Annotated in this window: 15 protein-coding genes; 8 read left to right on the forward strand and 7 right to left on the reverse strand. The window is 66.3% G+C overall.

Annotated elements, in window-relative coordinates; all coding sequences use genetic code 11:
* The first annotated feature begins 352 nt into the window (after positions 1-352).
* The 3 genes from RS899_RS21020 to RS899_RS21030 all read left to right on the forward strand — a co-directional run bounded on the left by RS899_RS21020 (position 353) and on the right by RS899_RS21030 (position 4,403).
* The gene (locus RS899_RS21020; protein ID WP_315807988.1) at positions 353-2,284 is read left to right on the forward strand and encodes a sensor domain-containing diguanylate cyclase; all 1,932 of its coding nucleotides are present in this window, start codon (positions 353-355) and stop codon (positions 2,282-2,284) included.
* Positions 2,285-2,382: 98 nt separating this feature from the next.
* A complete protein-coding gene (cysZ, locus tag RS899_RS21025; protein WP_233298985.1) occupies positions 2,383-3,123 on the forward strand; it encodes a sulfate transporter CysZ in 741 nt (246 codons plus the stop codon).
* An 83-nt stretch (positions 3,124-3,206) separates the two neighbouring features.
* Positions 3,207-4,403 carry a glycosyltransferase family 4 protein gene (locus RS899_RS21030; protein WP_233298984.1) on the forward strand — a complete coding sequence of 399 codons (1,197 nt, stop codon included), beginning with the start codon at positions 3,207-3,209 and terminating at the stop codon, positions 4,401-4,403.
* A gap of 3 nt (positions 4,404-4,406) precedes the next feature.
* Here RS899_RS21030 and RS899_RS21035 read toward each other — a convergent pair whose 3' ends face one another.
* From RS899_RS21035 to RS899_RS21050, 4 genes are all read right to left on the reverse strand, one after another.
* Positions 4,407-5,366: a DegV family protein gene (locus RS899_RS21035; protein ID WP_054908668.1), complete on the reverse strand. Its 960-nt coding sequence runs from the start codon at positions 5,364-5,366 to the stop codon at positions 4,407-4,409.
* 325 nt (positions 5,367-5,691) lie between these two features.
* Positions 5,692-6,804, reverse strand: a complete 1,113-nt coding sequence (locus RS899_RS21040) for an NADH:flavin oxidoreductase (RefSeq protein ID WP_315807989.1) — start codon at positions 6,802-6,804, stop codon at positions 5,692-5,694.
* Positions 6,805-6,883: 79 nt separating this feature from the next.
* Positions 6,884-7,474, reverse strand: coding sequence for a TetR/AcrR family transcriptional regulator (locus RS899_RS21045; protein WP_054908666.1), 591 nt, complete (start codon positions 7,472-7,474; stop codon positions 6,884-6,886).
* A gap of 74 nt (positions 7,475-7,548) precedes the next feature.
* Positions 7,549-8,439, reverse strand: a complete 891-nt coding sequence (locus tag RS899_RS21050; protein WP_233298981.1) for a LysR substrate-binding domain-containing protein — start codon at positions 8,437-8,439, stop codon at positions 7,549-7,551.
* Between the two features lie 107 nt (positions 8,440-8,546).
* On the opposite strand from RS899_RS21050, the gene RS899_RS21055 reads away from it, so the two are divergent.
* A complete protein-coding gene (locus RS899_RS21055; RefSeq protein ID WP_315807990.1) occupies positions 8,547-8,852 on the forward strand; it encodes a carboxymuconolactone decarboxylase family protein in 306 nt (101 codons plus the stop codon).
* A gap of 4 nt (positions 8,853-8,856) precedes the next feature.
* Positions 8,857-9,264, forward strand: coding sequence for a tautomerase family protein (locus RS899_RS21060; protein ID WP_315807991.1), 408 nt, complete (start codon positions 8,857-8,859; stop codon positions 9,262-9,264).
* On the opposite strand, the gene RS899_RS21065 is transcribed toward RS899_RS21060, so the two are convergent.
* The 3 genes from RS899_RS21065 to RS899_RS21075 form a co-directional block, all read right to left on the reverse strand.
* Complete coding sequence (locus RS899_RS21065; protein WP_315807992.1) at positions 9,251-9,991, reverse strand: nitroreductase family protein; 741 nt, start codon at positions 9,989-9,991, stop codon at positions 9,251-9,253. The genes RS899_RS21060 and RS899_RS21065 overlap by 14 nt on opposite strands.
* 112 nt (positions 9,992-10,103) lie before the next feature.
* Positions 10,104-10,589: a glutathione peroxidase gene (locus tag RS899_RS21070; RefSeq protein WP_024762680.1), complete on the reverse strand. Its 486-nt coding sequence runs from the start codon at positions 10,587-10,589 to the stop codon at positions 10,104-10,106.
* A gap of 220 nt (positions 10,590-10,809) precedes the next feature.
* Entirely contained in the window at positions 10,810-11,295 is a 486-nt protein-coding gene (locus RS899_RS21075) for an FKBP-type peptidyl-prolyl cis-trans isomerase (RefSeq protein WP_024762679.1), read from the reverse strand.
* Here RS899_RS21075 and RS899_RS21080 point away from each other — a divergent pair.
* From RS899_RS21080 to pta, 3 genes are all read left to right on the forward strand, one after another.
* Positions 11,264-11,596, forward strand: coding sequence for a DUF3565 domain-containing protein (locus RS899_RS21080; RefSeq protein ID WP_315807993.1), 333 nt, complete (start codon positions 11,264-11,266; stop codon positions 11,594-11,596). The genes RS899_RS21075 and RS899_RS21080 overlap by 32 nt on opposite strands.
* A gap of 2 nt (positions 11,597-11,598) precedes the next feature.
* Positions 11,599-12,789, forward strand: coding sequence for an acetate kinase (locus RS899_RS21085; protein WP_233298978.1), 1,191 nt, complete (start codon positions 11,599-11,601; stop codon positions 12,787-12,789).
* Between the two features lie 61 nt (positions 12,790-12,850).
* Positions 12,851-14,977 (forward strand): phosphate acetyltransferase, encoded by a 2,127-nt coding sequence (pta, locus tag RS899_RS21090; protein ID WP_054908661.1) that lies wholly within the window; start codon positions 12,851-12,853, stop codon positions 14,975-14,977.
* The last annotated feature ends 80 nt before the right edge of the window (positions 14,978-15,057 follow it).

Consider the following 15,057-nt stretch of genomic DNA (forward strand, 5'->3'; position numbering starts at 1 on the left):
GTTGGGAGGGCGGCAGCTCCACTGAAAGGTTTCTTGCGCGGACCGCACGGTCCGGAGACTGAGGACAATGCGGTGTGACCTGAGTCACGGATCGCATTGTCCCGCAGAACTCCGGAAAACCCTTGAGATAAGTCAGGGATTTCCGCGGTCGTCCTGCGCTCCTTGAGATAAGTCAGGGAGTGTCGGATCGACCCTCGAACTCGTTCGATACCAGATGGCGCGCAGCTTACCGCCGCCGCCGCGTCCTGCTGAAATGCCCAATCTCAATGCCCCCCATAGGCTGCCCCTATGTAGCGGGCAGCCACTGCACCTGTGTCTAGACTCAAGCAAACCAGAGGTCACCCGGACCACCATGAACCTTCGCGCCCGCCTGCTTTGGCTGTGCCTGCCCCTGTTCGTCGCGAGCCTCACAGGGGTCTGGCTGCTGTCGGACATGATCCTGCTCGACCGCTTCGACCGCGGGGACCGCCAGCACCTGGCCGACGAGGTACGCATCGTCCACAACCGCGTCGCTTACGAAAAACAGCGCAACCTCGACATCGTCCACAGCTACGCCTGGTGGGATGCCAGCTACCAGTTCATGCGCCTGCCGCAGGCGCGCTTCATCGAGGACAACCTGGACCAGGACCTGCTGGGCATCCTCGGCTTCGACTATGTGCTGTTCGTCGACCGCGACGGGCACATCCTCGCCCAGCAATGGAAACTCGACGAACTGGCCCAGCGTTTCCCCGGCCAGCAGGTGCCCGAAGCCGCCCGGCTGCGCGACGGCATCCTGCGCACCGCACTGGAGCTGGGCGCCCTGGATATCGATGGCGACCCGCGCCACAGCCTCGACCAGCTGCTGCAGATCGAAGGCGTGCCGCAGCTGCTGCTCAGCTATCCCATCAGCAATACCGCGGGCACCGCCGAGCCGGCCGGCGTGGTCATCGCCGGCGTGCTGCTCGACAGCGCGCGCATGTACAACCTGCAGACCCAGATGGGCGCGAGCCTGCGCCTGGCCCGGGACCCGGTACAGGGCAAGGACTGGCGTACCCTGAACATCCCCACCGGGCGCGGCGCCACCCTGCTCAGCTCGCGGCATCTGCTGGACGAGAACAGCCAGCAGATGTCGCTGCTCTATCTCGACTCCCACGGCCGGCCGCAACTGCGCCTGGAACTGACCAGCCCCCGGCCGCTGTACCAGCAAGGCCAGCAGTCGGTCAGCCTGTTCCTCTACCTGACCCTGGCCCTGCTCGGCGGCGCCATCCTGCTCGCCTACGTGGCCCTGGAGCTGCGCATCATTCGCCGGGTCAGCAGCATGAACCGCGAGGTAGCAGTCATCGGGCAGGACCGCACCGCCTTGCGCCTGAGCCCACAGGGGACGGACGAACTGGGCCAGCTGGCCAACGAGATGAACCGTACCCTCGATCGCCTGGCGCAGAGCGAAGCGCGCGATCGGGCCATCCTCGATGCCATCCGCGATGGCTACTTCGAGATGGACACCCGGGGCATCATCCGCACCGTCAACCCGGCACTGTGCCGGATGCTCGACTACGCCGCCGACCAGCTCAGCGGCCAGCACTTCGGCATCCTCCTGCAGGAGGAGGACTATCACCGCGCCCAGAGCCTGTACGACAAGGTCCGCGACGACGAGCAGGAAACTACCTTCTCCGCCCCGTTCAAGCGCCGCGATGGTCGGCTGGTGAGCTGCGAAACACGGCTCTCGGCGATCCGTGATGGCCAGGGTGAATTCCAGGGCTTCCGCGGCATCCTGCGCGACATCAGCGATCAGGTGGCCTACCAGAAACAACTGATCGACCTCGCGTACCGAGACACGCTGACCGCACTGGGCAACCGCAAGGCCTTCAATGAGCAATTGCAGCGCGCCATCGTGCACAGCAATCGGGTGGCCCTGCTGTACATCGACCTGGACCGCTTCAAGCAGGTCAATGACCGCTTCGGCCATGCCATCGGCGATGCGCTGCTCAGCACCGTCGGCGAGCGCATGCGCGGCAGCCTGCGCCAGCCGGACCAGGCCTTCCGCCTGGGCGGCGACGAATTCGCCGTGCTGCTGGAAAATGCCCAGCCGGATCAGGCCGAAGCCCTGGGCATGCGCCTGCTGGGCGTACTCGGCGCCGAGTACCGCCTGGACGGCCAGGTCATCGACTTCGTCACCCCCAGCATCGGCATCGCCTTCTACCCGCAGGACGCCGCCGATGCCGACGCCCTGACCCGCGCCGCCGACATCGCCATGTACCAGGCCAAGCAGGAACGCAACCGCTGTTATCGCTACACGGTCGCCTGAACGCGCGGCTGCGATGCACATACCCGGCAAAACAGACGGCTCGCCGGGCCTTCGCCGGGTCTGCTAAGGTCGCCTACGGTTCAACCCTGGAGAGTCCGATGTCCACCCTGAGCGGCCCGCAATACCTCAGCGAAGGCCTGAAACTGATGATGCGCCCCGGCCTGCGGCTGTTCGTCCTGCTGCCCCTGAGCATCAACATCCTGCTGTTCGTCGGCCTGATCGGCTTCGCCATCAACCAGTTCAGCCACTGGGTCGACTGGCTGATGCCGACCCTGCCGGACTGGCTGAGCTTCCTGCAGTTCATCCTCTGGCCGCTGTTCGTCGCGCTGGTCCTGCTGATCGTGTTCTTCACCTTCACCATGATCGCCAACATCATCGCCGCGCCCTTCAACGGCTTCCTGGCGGAGAAGGTGGAAGTCGTGGTGCGCGGCACCGACGACTTCCCCGAATTCAGCTGGGGCGAGCTGATGGCCATGGTGCCGCGAACCATCGGCCGCGAGCTGCGCAAGCTCGGCTATTTCCTGCCACGCGCCATCGCGCTGTTCATCCTCAGCCTGATCCCCGGCCTGAACCTGATCGCTGCACCGCTGTGGCTGATCTTCGGCGTGTGGATGATGGCGGTGCAGTACATCGACTACCCGGCGGACAACCACAAACTGGGCTGGAACGAGATGCTCGCCTGGCTGCGCAGCAAGCGCTGGGCCTGCATGGGCTTCGGTGGCATCACCTACCTCGCGCTGCTGATCCCGGTGGTCAACCTGGTCGCCATGCCCGCCGCCGTGGCCGGCGCCGTGCTGTTCTGGGTGCGCGAGGGTGGTGAAAAGGCGCTGGTGAAGTAACCCGCCGCCGCGCCTGAGCGGCTGTCACCTATCGATCATCGCATTGTCATCGGCGCGCCACCGCGCGCCGGGACACTGCGAGCATGACCACGATTCCCCTGCGCATCGCGCTGATCAGCGAAACCTTTCCGCCGGAAATCAACGGCGTGGCCAACACCCTCGGCCGGCTGGCCTCAGGGCTGCTGCATCTCGGACACCAGATCCAGGTCGTCCGCCCGCGCCAGCAGAGCGACGAAGGCCGACACAGCGATGGCCAGCTGGTGCTGACCCGTGGTTGGCCGCTGCCCGGCTACCCCGGCCTGCAATGGGGCCAGTCGTGCCTGCACAAGCTGATGCGCCACTGGAAACGCACCCGCCCGGATGTGCTCTACATCGCCACCGAAGGCCCCCTCGGCCTCGCCGCTCTGCGCGCCGCCCGGCGCCTGCGGATCCCGGTGATCAGCGGCTTCCACACCAATTTCCAGCAGTACAGCGCGCACTACGGTTTCGGCCCGCTGATGCGCCTGGTGACCCTGTACCTGCGCTGGTTCCACAACCGCACCCAGCAGACCCTGGTGCCCAGCGCCAGCCAGTCCATGGAGCTGCAGCGGCGCGGCTTCGAGCGCCTGGCGCAGCTCTCGCGCGGCGTCGACAGCCAACTGTTCAACCCCGCCCGCCGCGACGAAGCGCTGCGTCGCGAATGGGGCCTGGGCGAACGGGATATCGCTGTGTTGCATGTCGGCCGGCTGGCAGCGGAGAAAAACCTGTCGCTGCTGGGCAGCAGCTTCCGCGCCCTGTGCGCGGAACACCCGCAGCTGAAACTGCGCCTGGTGATAGTCGGTGACGGCCCGCAGCGCGCGCACCTGCAGAAGGAACTGCCCGAAGCGCTGTTCTGCGGCCTGCAGCGTGGCGAGGAACTGGCCCGGCACTACGCCAGCGGCGACCTGTTCCTGTTCCCCAGCCTGTCGGAAACCTTTGGCAATGTGGTGCTGGAGGCGCTGGCCTCAGGGCTGGCGGTGGTGGCCTTCGACCAGGCGGCCGCCGGCCAGCACATCCGCCACGGGCACAACGGCGTGCTCGGCGTTCCGGGCGAGAGCCAGAGCTTCTTCGAAGCGGCGAGCTGGCTGCTGGAGGACCCGGAGCGTTTGCGCCGGGTGCGCCTCAACGCTCGTCACCACGCCATCCACCAGGCGTGGGACACGGTGGTCGAGCGCTTCGAGGGCTATCTGCAGGAAGCCTGCCGCGCGGGCCTGCCGGGGAAGAACCCCGGCGGCCTGGGCCACCCTGAAACCCACAAGTAGCGATCAGGCGAAAGGCTTGGGCTCGGCGGCAAAGGACAGGCTCATGGCGCCGGCGCCGAGGTTGATGCCGCCGGTGGGGCTGAGCATCGCCAGGTGCACCTGCACGCCCTTGGCCTGGCAGGCCGCTTCCAGCGCGGCGAAGCCTGGCAGGTCACGCAGCGCGGAAGGATCGCCGGCGTAACTCAGGCTCATCTGCGGCGCCAGCAACTCGCCCGCCTCGACCCGCGCGCGGGCGAAGTTGAGCAGGCGCTCGGCGGATTTCTCGTAGTTCGGCGACACCGACACGGGCTTGTCCTCGCCCTGTACCAGGCTCAGCACCGGCTTCATGTCGAGCATCGAACCCAGGCCAAGGAAGGCGCCACGCAGGCGGTCGCCGATGCTGCTGCGGTCGCCCTTCTGGAAGCCACGGCGGCGGATGTGCCCCAGGTCGCTGGCGACCAGGAAGGTGTTCATCTGCTGGCTGAGCTGCTCCAGGCGGGTGCGCACGGCATTGGGATGCTGATCTTCGCCGAGCAGGCGCACGCCTTCGGCGGCCAGCACGGCCAGGCCGGCGAACACGGTCTGGCTATCGATCACCCGCAGCGCGAAGGGCCCGGCGATACCAGCGGCGGCGCGGCGTTCCTTGTAGCTCTGCAGGAGGCTGAAGGAGGCCTGGGTGGCGTTGTCGAAGATCGGGCTGCGCTGGCTGCTGACGGTCAGGCAGATCACGTAGTCGAAATCGGTGACCAGCTTTTCCAGGAACCAGTCGTGAGTCTGCGCCGGAGTCAGCGGCTCGCTGCCGTCCTCGGGGCCGACCTTGGGCAGGTCCTGGGAATAGAACGTCAGGGTGGTGTCGGGATCGCGATCATCGACGATGCGACGCTCGCCCACACGGATACCGATGGGGAGGACGCGAATGTTGTGGGCAGCAAGGAATTCGGGGGGAAGGTCGCAGGTTGCATCGACTACCAAGCCGATCCGCATGACTTACTCCTATGGCCGTCTCCCGGCCTATTGTTGTGTGAACGCGTTCATACTCTGCCCGTTTCGGACTGGGAAGTCAGCATGCGGAAAGGTGGGTCTCGGAAAAGATTTGTAAACGCCTGGGCCGGTGTTTTCAGACCATTCAGGCAATCAATAACCCGCCATAAACAAGGCATCACTGGTAGGAGCGAGAGGGACGCCTAGTCCTTGCTCGCGAACCGGTTGCACGGCGGACTCTGTTCGCGAGCAAGCTCGCTCCTACAGAAATGCGAAAGCCCCTGGCACCGTGGGTGCCAGGGGCTTTTGAGGATCAGACGCGGACGAATCAGGCCAGCGACATCAGCGCATCACGGCTGAACGGCTTGATGTCGGCAAGGCGACCGTCGCGCACTTTCAGCGCCCAGTCCGGGTCCACCAGCAGGGCACGGCCGACGGCGACCAGGTCGAACTCTTCCTTGTTCAGACGCTCCAGCAAGCCGTCGATGCCCGACGGCTGGGCGACTTCCTCGGTGTTGCCGAAGAACGCCAGGAATTCGCTGCCATCCAGGCCGACGTTGCCGACGGTGATGGTCGGCTTGCCGGTGAGCTGGCGGGTCCAGCCGGCGAGGTTGAGGTCGGAGCCTTCGAATTCCGGAATCCAGAAGCGGCGGGTGGAGCAGTGGAAGATGTCCACGCCGGCATCCGACAGCGGCTTGAGGAAGGCTGCCAGCTCCTCGGGCGTCTGCACCAGGCGGGCGCTGTAGTCCTGCTGCTTCCACTGGGAGAAGCGGAAGATGATCGGGTAGTCGGGGCCGACGGCCGCGCGCACGGCCTGGATCAGTTCGATCGCAAAGCGCGAACGGTTGGCCAGGCTGCCGCCGTATTCGTCGGTGCGCTTGTTGCTGCCGTCCCAGAAGAACTGGTCGATCAGGTAGCCGTGGGCGCCGTGGATTTCCACACCATCCATGCCGATGGCCTTGGCGTCGCGAGCGGCCTGGGCGAAGGCGGCGATGACTTCCTGGATGTCGTCCTTGGTCATCTCATGGACCAGCACGGTGCCGTCCTTTTCCTTGCCGCTGGGGCCATAGCCCGGAACGCTGGCGTCCGGCTCGGTGCCCAGGCGGCGCACGGCGCCGACGTGCCACAGTTGCGGGACGATCTTGCCGCCTTCGGCGTGCACGGCGTCGACCACCTGCTTCCAGCCTGCCAGGGCATCTTCACCATGGAAGCGCGGCACGTTCGGGTAGCCGTTGGCGGCCTTGTGGTTGACCGTGGTGCCTTCGGTAACGATCAGGCCGACGCCGGCAGCGGCGCGGCGACGGTAGTACTCGACGACCTGGGCGTGGGGTACGCCGCCCGGCGTGAAGTTACGGGTCATCGGCGCCATCACGATGCGCGTGGGCAGTTCCAGATCGCCCAGGCGGAAGGGCGAGAACAGGGTATCTACGGATGCAGTCATTGAAGTCTCCATGACGGCCAGGCGACCGGTCGTCTCGTTTTTGAGTGGGGCTGGAAAAATGAGTGATGACTCAGGCAGATCAGGCCTGTAGCAAGTGCTCCAGGCGCTCGATAAAGCGTTCCACCGGCTTGAGCGAAGCGCTGACTTTCATGCGCGCCAGCACGCCCTGCCAGGCATTGCCGATGAACTCGGCCAGTTGCTCGACGTTCTCCGAGGCGGGCAATTCCCCGGCGCGCTGGGCGTCAGCCAGGCAGTCGCGCAGGGTATCGATGGACTGCTGAAGGATGCCGTCGACACGCTCGGCGATCGGCGGCGACAGCTCAGCCATCTCGAAGCTCAGGCTGCCGATGAAGCAGTGGTACTGCAGCTTCTCCTGACGGGCGAAGTGCGCCAACAGCTCGCGGTAATAGGTGAGGATGCGTGCGCGCGGCCCCAGTGCCGGATTACCCAGCGCCTCGGCGTAGCGCGCCAGGCGTGGTGCATACAGGTGCTCCAGCGCCTGCAGGGCGAAGTCTTCCTTGCTGTCGAAGTAGTGATAGAAGGAGCCCTTGGGAATCCCCGCGGCCTGGACGATGTCCTGCACGCCGGTGCCGTGGTAGCCGCTGCGGGTCATCGCCAGGGAGCCCTTGGCGAGGATCAGGTCACGCTTGTCGAGTCGGATGCTGTTCATGGCGGCAAGAATATGACCGGTCGTCTCGCTTTTGCCAGCACCATTGATCGCAGTGATTTTCCTTCAGAAGCGGATCAGCGAACCGCCGGGCTTTCCAGCAACTCCGCCACGCCTTCCTTCAGCAATTCACGCAGGCGCTCCACCACGGCTTCAGGTTCGGCTTCGCTGCAATGCAGGCACAGGCCCAGCGGCTCCATGGTCGGCAGCCCGGCGCGCCCGGCATCCAGCCGCTCGACGCCGGCCGGCAAGCCGATGGGAGTACGCAGGCCGATCCCCAACCCCGCGCCGACGGCGGCCCAGATGCCGGACAGCCCGGCACTGGTGAAGGCCACGCGCCAAGGCACGCCGGCCCTGTCCAGGGCCGCCGTTGCCGCGCTGCGCAGCAGGCAGGGCGCCTCCAGCATGACCAGCGGCAGCGCTTGGGCCGCGGGAAACAAGGGCGCATCCGGGGCGCCGATCCAGCACTGCGCCACCGCCCCCAGGCGCTCCATGTAGGGCGTGCGCTCACCGGTTTCCCACGCCAGCGCCAGGTCCAGTTCGCCGCTGCGCACCCCTTCGATGAGTTGTTGATTGCGCGAGGTGCGCACCTCGATGCGCACCCTGGGATGAGCACGGGCGAAGCGCGCGAGCACGGCGGGCAACAGGGTTTCGCCGAAGTCCTCCTGCAGGCCGAGGCGCACCCGGCCCTCCAGCGAGCCGCCACGCAAGGCGCCGGCCGCCTCGTCGTTCAAATCCAGCAGGCGGCGGGCGTAGGCCAACAGCGTCTCACCCGCCTCGGTCAGTGCCATGCCACGTCCTTCGCGGCGCAACACCGGGGTGCCGGCCTGCTCTTCCAGCTTCTTCAGCTGCGCGCTGACGGCAGACGTGGAGCGCCCCAGGCGGTCCGCCGCACGGGCGAAGCTGCCCAGCTCGATGCCGGTGACGAAGGTGCGCAGCACGTCGAGATCGAAGTTGATGCGGGCCATGGCAACCATCCTGATTAATCGAACTATCAGTCAAATATTTCCTGATTTTCAGAACAAACCTGCCGCGCTAGCCTGATTCCGTCAAGCCACAGAAGAGGAACGGCAGCATGTCTCGTCCACCCCAGGTCTCCCCTGCCCTGCAACAGCAGGCACCGAAGCTGGCGCAGATCACCGAGCAGGTGCTGTTCGGGGATGTCTGGCAACGCCCGCAGTTGAGTCCGCGCGAGCGCAGCCTGGCAACCGTCGCCGCGCTGGTGGTGCAGGGCCGGCAGAAACAACTGCCGTTCCATTTCGAACTGGCCAGGGACAACGGCCTGACCCGCGAGGAGCTGGTCGAGCTGATCACCCACCTGGCCTTCTACGGCGGCTGGCCGACGGCCGCTTCCGCTCTCAACCGTCTCGACGAGGAGTGACACCATGCCCACCGTCCGCATCTCCCTGCGCAAAGGCAAGCAACCGCAGTACCTGCGCCAACTGGCCGACACCGTATACGACGCCATGCACGAGGCTTTCAACGTCCCGGAAGGCGACCAGTTCGTGATGATCCACCAGCATGAAGCGGAGGAATTCGTCTACAACCGCGATTACCTCGGCGGCCCGCGCAGCGACGACTTCGTGCTCATCGCCATCACCATCGGCCGCCCGCGCGACTCGCAGACCAGGCAGGCGTTCTACCGCCGACTCAATGCATTGCTGGGCGAACGCCTGGGAGTCGCCAGCGAGGACGTGATGGTGCAGATCACCACCAGCGAGGCGGACGACTGGTCCTTCGGCGGCGGGCGCATGGGTGTGCTGACGCGCCCCGATGCGGTCAGTGCCAGCTGACGCGCTGCTCCAGCGGGAAGCGCAGGCGCGGGTTGTAGACGCCGTTGTCCGCAGCCCGTCCTGCTGCCAGCAACATGATCGGCACCGCGCGACGGGGAATCTGCAGCACCTTGCGCAGCCGCACCTCGTCGAAGCCTTCCATGGGGCAACTGGCGAAGCCGTGGCTCTGCAGGGCGAGCATCAGGTTCTGCGCCGCCAGCGCGGTGGATTTCACCGCCCACAGGCGCATTTCGGCGTGGCTGTTGGGCTGCCGCATCAGGGCACGGCGCAACCCGACGACCGAATACAGCGCGCGCTTGAACAACCCGCGCAAGCCCAATGCACCCTGGTCGTACTGGAAAGGCGCGGTGTGCTCATAGAAGCGCCGGACCTTCTCCGGCACCTGCGGTTCGGGCCATTGCTCGAGGATGTCGGCGCAGGACTCGCGCCAGGTATCCGGCCGCGCCAGCACGGCGATCAGCACCGGCGCCGTGCGCGCTGCGTTCTGCCCCAGGCAGACCGGCACCAGTTGGCGCCGCAGCTGGGCATCGCGGATCACCTGGAAGCTCCAGGGCTGCAGGTTGCAGGCATTGGGAGCGAGCACCGCCAGCTCCAGGCAATCGCGCAGCACTGCATCGGGCACAGGCTCGTCGAGGAAGCGACGAACCGAACGACGCTGCTCGATCAAGGCGCGCAGGGCATCAGGCGTGGCGGGCAAGCAGGCGGACTCGGCGGCGAAACGGCTCATGGCGGGCTCCGGAAGCAGGTCGCCCGATTAAGCCGCCGCGCGCTGCGCGAAACAACGCAAAGGAAGAAATGCCAGCGGGATTGGCGCAAGCGCCCTCTCCCGCCAGCAGCGGTCAGGCGCCCAGCGCCTTCTCGATGGCCTGGATCAGCGCCGGATCATCCGGTGCGGTGCGCGGGCTGAAGCGCGCCAGCACGCGGCCGTCCGGGCCGAGCAGGAACTTCTCGAAATTCCAGGTGATGTCGCCGGGGAACTCGGCGCCCTCGCCCGCCAGCAGGCGGTACAGCGGATGACGTTCCGAGCCGTTGACGTCCAGCTTGCCCGACATGGGGAAGCTGACCCCATAGTTCAGCGAGCAGAACGACTGGATCTCGGATTCGCTGCCCGGCTCCTGCCCGGCGAACTGGTTGCAAGGCAGCCCCAGTACCACGAACCCCTGATCCTTGTATTGCTGGTAGAGCTTCTCCAGACCGGCGTACTGCGGAGTCAGGCCGCACTTCGAGGCGACGTTGACCACCAGCACGACCTTGCCCTTGAGCGGGGCCAGCGGCAGATCCTGGCCGTCGAGACCATGCAGCGTCAGATCGTGAAAAGCGCTCATTGCTTGCTCCTTGAAGAAGTAGGCACGAAGTGCCCGCGCAGGGGCGGACAATGTGTCCGACGTGCTGCGCAATCCCAGTCGATGCGGGAAAAATGCCCTGGCATTCTTTGCAGTTGAAGCCGATTGCATGAGAAAGGCGCCCGAAGGCGCCTTTCCCGATTGAGCTTAGCAGCTCAATGATGGCTCCACCCGATCTCGATGAGCGACCGGGTGGCAGCGATCAGTGGTGATGACCACCTTCGCCGTGGACGTGGCCGTGGGCGACTTCTTCAGCCGAAGCGTCACGGATGTCGACCACTTTCACCTTGAAGTTCAGGCGCTGGCCGGCCAGCGGGTGGTTGCCGTCGACAGTCACGTCGTCGCCATCGATGTCGCGGATGGTGACGATCTGCATGCCGCCGTCCGGAGCGGAGGCGTGGAACTGCATGCCGACTTCCAGCTCGTCCACGCCTTCGAACATCTCGCGGGTCAGGGTGGCGACCAGTTCGGCGCTGTACTCGCCATAGGCATCGGCCGGCTCGACGGTCACGTCCAGTTCATCACCAACCTGCTTGCCTTCGAGGGCTTTTTCCAGGCCGCCAATGATGTTGTGGGCACCGTGCAGGTAGACCAGCGGAGCGCCGCCGGCGGAGCTGTCGATGACCTCACCTGCGTCGTTGGTCAGGGTATAGTCGATGGAAACCGCCTTGTTGGCCGCGATCTGCATGGTTCGAAACCTATCTGATATAGAAGTTGAGCGCGTAAGTTTACGCGGCGACGCCCCCGAATGCGACCCGAAGACGGACGGACGGGACAACGCGGGTCCGCCGCGCCTGCTTGACTTTCATCAGGACGAAGACGGCCACTGGATGGCAGTCTTGTCCTGCGGCCACACCCAGCACCTGCGCCACCAGCCGCCCTGGCAGTCGCGGCCCTGGGTGCTGGACCCGCAGCAACGCAAGGCGCAGATCGGCCGCTGGTTCCCCTGCGGCTGGTGCGCCAAGGATTCCGACAGCAACAAGGAGTAGGCATGCCGGCTCGCAATATCCTGGTGATCAACTGCGGCAGTTCTTCGATCAAGTTCGCCCTGGTTCGAGAGGGGCGCGAAGACTTCATCCTCCACGGCCTGGCCGAGCGCCTTGGCTCCAACGGCGCCAGCCTGCGCTGGCAGGGCGAGACCGACGAGCAGCCGCAGACCCTGGAGCTGCCCGGTGGCGACCACAAGGCCGCCCTCGCCCGCCTGCTACCGCTGGTGGCCCAGGCTGCACAAGGCGAGTTGCACGCCATCGGCCACCGCGTCGTACACGGCGGCGAGCGCTTCACCCAGGCTTCGCGCCTGACCGATGAAGTGCTCAGCGCCATCCGCGAGACCTCGCCCCTGGCGCCGCTGCACAACCCGGCCAACCTGGTGGGCATCGACGCCGCCATGGCGCTCTACCCCGCCCTCCCGCACATCGCCGTGTTCGATACCGCCTTCCACCAGAGCCTGCCCGAGCGCGCCTACCGTTACGCCATCCCCGAGCCGCTGTACCGCGAGCAGCACGTACGCCGCTACGGCTTCCACGGCACCAGCCACCGCTACGTCAGCCACAAGGCGGCCGAGATGAGCGGGCTGGCGGTAGGTGACAGCTACTGGCTGTCCGCGCACCTGGGCAACGGCAGCTCCACCTGCGCCATCGCCAACGGCCAGAGCCGCGACACCAGCATGGGCCTGACCCCGCTGGAAGGCCTGATGATGGGGACCCGCTCGGGCGACGTCGACCCGAACCTGCACAGCCACCTGGCGCGCACCCTGGGCTGGAGCCTGGAGAAGATCGACCACATGCTCAACCACGACAGCGGCCTGCTCGGCCTGTCGGGGCTGTCCAACGACATGCGCACCCTGGAGCATGCCCGCGAGCAGGGCCACGCCAATGCGGCGCTGGCCATCGAAGTATTCTGTTACCGATTGGCCAAGTCGCTGGCCTCGCTGACCTGTGCGCTGCCGCGCCTGGACGGCATCATCTTCACCGGCGGCATCGGCGAGAACTCCGCGCTGGTGCGCAACCTCACGGTCAAGCACCTGCACGTGCTCAACCTCGAACTCGACGGAGAAGCCAACGCCCGCTGCGTGCGCGGTGTCGGCGGGCCGATCCACCTGGCCGGCCATCCGCGCGTACTGGTGATCCCCACCAACGAAGAACGGCAGATCGCTCTCGACACCCTGGCCGTACTCGACTGAAGATCCACGGGTTGCGCCCCACAAGGGCACCTCCTCTCTCCGCACGGCTTAAGGAGCCCGGATGCACACCTTCTTCCTCGCACCGACCGGTTTCGGTGTTGGCCTGACGTCCACCAGCCTGGGGCTGATCCGCGCCCTGCAACGCGCCGGCCTGAAGGTCGGCTTCTTCAAGCCCATCGCCCAGCCCCATGCCGGGGACGACGGCCCGGAGCGCTCCAGCGAACTGGTCGCACGCACCCACGGCCTCAATGCACCCACCCCGCTGTCGCTCTCCAAGGTCGAGCGCATGCTCGGCGACGGCCTGCTCGACGAGCTGCTCGAAGACATAGTCGGCATGTACAACAACGCCGCCGTGGACAAGGACGTGATGATCGTCGAAGGCATGGTGCCGACCAAGCACGCCAGCTACGCCGCACGCATCAACGCACACCTGGCGCGCAGCGTGGATGCCGAAGTGATCCTCGTCTCCGCGCCGGACAACGAGACCGTGAGCGAGCTGTCCGACCGCATCGAGATTCTTGCCCAGCTGTTCGGCGGCCCGCGCGACCCGCACCTGGCCGGCCTGATCGTGAACAAGGTGCGCGGCGGCGAGAGCGACGATATGCCCCGCGATGCCGAGGCCGCGGCGCGGCTGTTCGGCGAGCGCCTGAAGGAACATTCGCCGCTGCTGCGCGATGGTGACGTCCGCCTGCTCGGCTGCATCCCCTGGCAGGACGAGATGAACGCCCCGCGCACCCGCGACGTCGCCGACCTGCTGGATGCCAGCGTGCTCAACGCCGGCGACTATGAACAACGCCGCGTGCAGAAGATCATCCTCTGCGCACCCTCCGCGCCGAATACCGTGCACCTGCTCAAGCCCGGCGTGCTGGTGGTGGTGCCGGGCGACCGCGACGACATCATCCTCGCTGCCTGCCTCGCCGCCATGAACGGCGTGCCGCTGGCCGGCCTGCTGCTGTGCTCGGGCCTGGCGCCGGACGCGCGGATCATGGAGCTGTGCCGCAGCGCGCTGCAGAGCGGTCTGCCGGTGCTCACCGTGAAGACCGGCTCCTTCGACACCGCCGGCGACCTGTCGCGGATGAACAAGGAAATCCCGGTGGACGACCGCGAGCGCGCCGAGCGTGTCACCGAATTCGTTGCCGAACACATCGACTTCGAGTGGCTCAAGGAGCGCTGCGGCGCCCCCCACGAGCTGCGCCTGTCGCCGCCGGTATTCCGCTACCAGCTGACCCGGCGCGCGAATCGTGCGGGCAAGCGCATCGTCCTGCCCGAGGGCAGCGAACCGCGCACCGTGCAGGCCGCCGCCATCTGCCACGCCCGCGGCATTGCCCGCTGCGTGCTGCTGGCCAAGCCCGATGACGTACAGGCCGTGGCCCAGATGCTGGGCATCGTGCTCCCCGCGGACCTGGAGATCGTCGACCCGGACCTGGTACGCAGCCGCTACGTCGACCCGATGGTCGAGCTGCGCAAGGGCAAAAGCCTGAATGCGCCGATGGCCGAGCAGCAACTCGAAGACAACGTCGTGCTGGGCACCATGATGCTTGCCCTGGACGAGGTGGACGGGCTGGTTTCCGGTGCCATCCACACCACCGCCAACACCATCCGCCCGGCCCTGCAGCTGATCAAGACGGCACCGGGCTACAACCTGGTGTCCTCGGTGTTCTTCATGCTGCTGCCCGACCAGGTGGTGGTCTATGGCGACTGCGCGGTGAATCCCGATCCTTCGGCCAGTGACCTGGCGGAGATCGCCCTGCAGAGTGCCGCCTCGGCGCAATCCTTCGGCATCACCCCGCGGGTGGCGATGATCAGCTACTCCACCGGCGAGTCGGGAACGGGCGCAGATGTCGAGAAAGTGCGCGAAGCAACACGCATCGCGCGGGAAAAACGCCCCGATCTGTTGATCGACGGCCCCTTGCAGTATGATGCCGCCGCCATCGCCAGCGTGGGTCGCCTGAAGGCCCCCGAGAGCCAGGTGGCAGGACGCGCCAACGTATTCGTGTTCCCCGATCTGAACACCGGGAACACCACCTACAAGGCCGTCCAGCGCAGCGCCGACTGCGTCAGCATCGGCCCGATGCTGCAGGGCCTGCGCAAACCAGTGAACGACCTGTCACGCGGGGCGCTGGTGGACGACATCGTCTACACCATCGCGCTGACGGCGATCCAGGCGGACAGCGGCAAGGACGGCTGATAACCCAAGGCACGAGGGATGTGCCCACGAACGCATCACGCGCCCGGCCAACCGGGCGCCTACGTACAAGGACCATTCCT

The organism is Pseudomonas sp. C9-3, assembly GCF_032392015.1.
GTDB lineage: Bacteria > Pseudomonadota > Gammaproteobacteria > Pseudomonadales > Pseudomonadaceae > Pseudomonas > Pseudomonas nitroreducens.

Excerpts from the sequence above, each read along its gene's own strand:
- RS899_RS21080 (WP_315807993.1), top strand. The coding sequence starts at position 11,264 with ATGGAAACCGCCTTGTTGGCCGCGATCTGCATGGTTCGAAACCTATCT.
- RS899_RS21070 (WP_024762680.1), bottom strand. The coding sequence starts at position 10,589 with ATGAGCGCTTTTCACGATCTGACGCTGCATGGTCTCGACGGCCAGGAT.
- RS899_RS21075 (WP_024762679.1), bottom strand. The coding sequence starts at position 11,295 with ATGCAGATCGCGGCCAACAAGGCGGTTTCCATCGACTATACCCTGACC.
- RS899_RS21055 (WP_315807990.1), top strand. The coding sequence starts at position 8,547 with ATGTCTCGTCCACCCCAGGTCTCCCCTGCCCTGCAACAGCAGGCACCG.
- RS899_RS21045 (WP_054908666.1), bottom strand. The coding sequence starts at position 7,474 with ATGAACAGCATCCGACTCGACAAGCGTGACCTGATCCTCGCCAAGGGC.
- RS899_RS21060 (WP_315807991.1), top strand. The coding sequence starts at position 8,857 with ATGCCCACCGTCCGCATCTCCCTGCGCAAAGGCAAGCAACCGCAGTAC.
- RS899_RS21020 (WP_315807988.1), top strand. The coding sequence starts at position 353 with ATGAACCTTCGCGCCCGCCTGCTTTGGCTGTGCCTGCCCCTGTTCGTC.
- RS899_RS21040 (WP_315807989.1), bottom strand. The coding sequence starts at position 6,804 with ATGACTGCATCCGTAGATACCCTGTTCTCGCCCTTCCGCCTGGGCGAT.
- pta (WP_054908661.1), top strand. The coding sequence starts at position 12,851 with ATGCACACCTTCTTCCTCGCACCGACCGGTTTCGGTGTTGGCCTGACG.
- cysZ (WP_233298985.1), top strand. The coding sequence starts at position 2,383 with ATGTCCACCCTGAGCGGCCCGCAATACCTCAGCGAAGGCCTGAAACTG.
- RS899_RS21030 (WP_233298984.1), top strand. The coding sequence starts at position 3,207 with ATGACCACGATTCCCCTGCGCATCGCGCTGATCAGCGAAACCTTTCCG.
- RS899_RS21050 (WP_233298981.1), bottom strand. The coding sequence starts at position 8,439 with ATGGCCCGCATCAACTTCGATCTCGACGTGCTGCGCACCTTCGTCACC.
- RS899_RS21085 (WP_233298978.1), top strand. The coding sequence starts at position 11,599 with ATGCCGGCTCGCAATATCCTGGTGATCAACTGCGGCAGTTCTTCGATC.
- RS899_RS21035 (WP_054908668.1), bottom strand. The coding sequence starts at position 5,366 with ATGCGGATCGGCTTGGTAGTCGATGCAACCTGCGACCTTCCCCCCGAA.
- RS899_RS21065 (WP_315807992.1), bottom strand. The coding sequence starts at position 9,991 with ATGAGCCGTTTCGCCGCCGAGTCCGCCTGCTTGCCCGCCACGCCTGAT.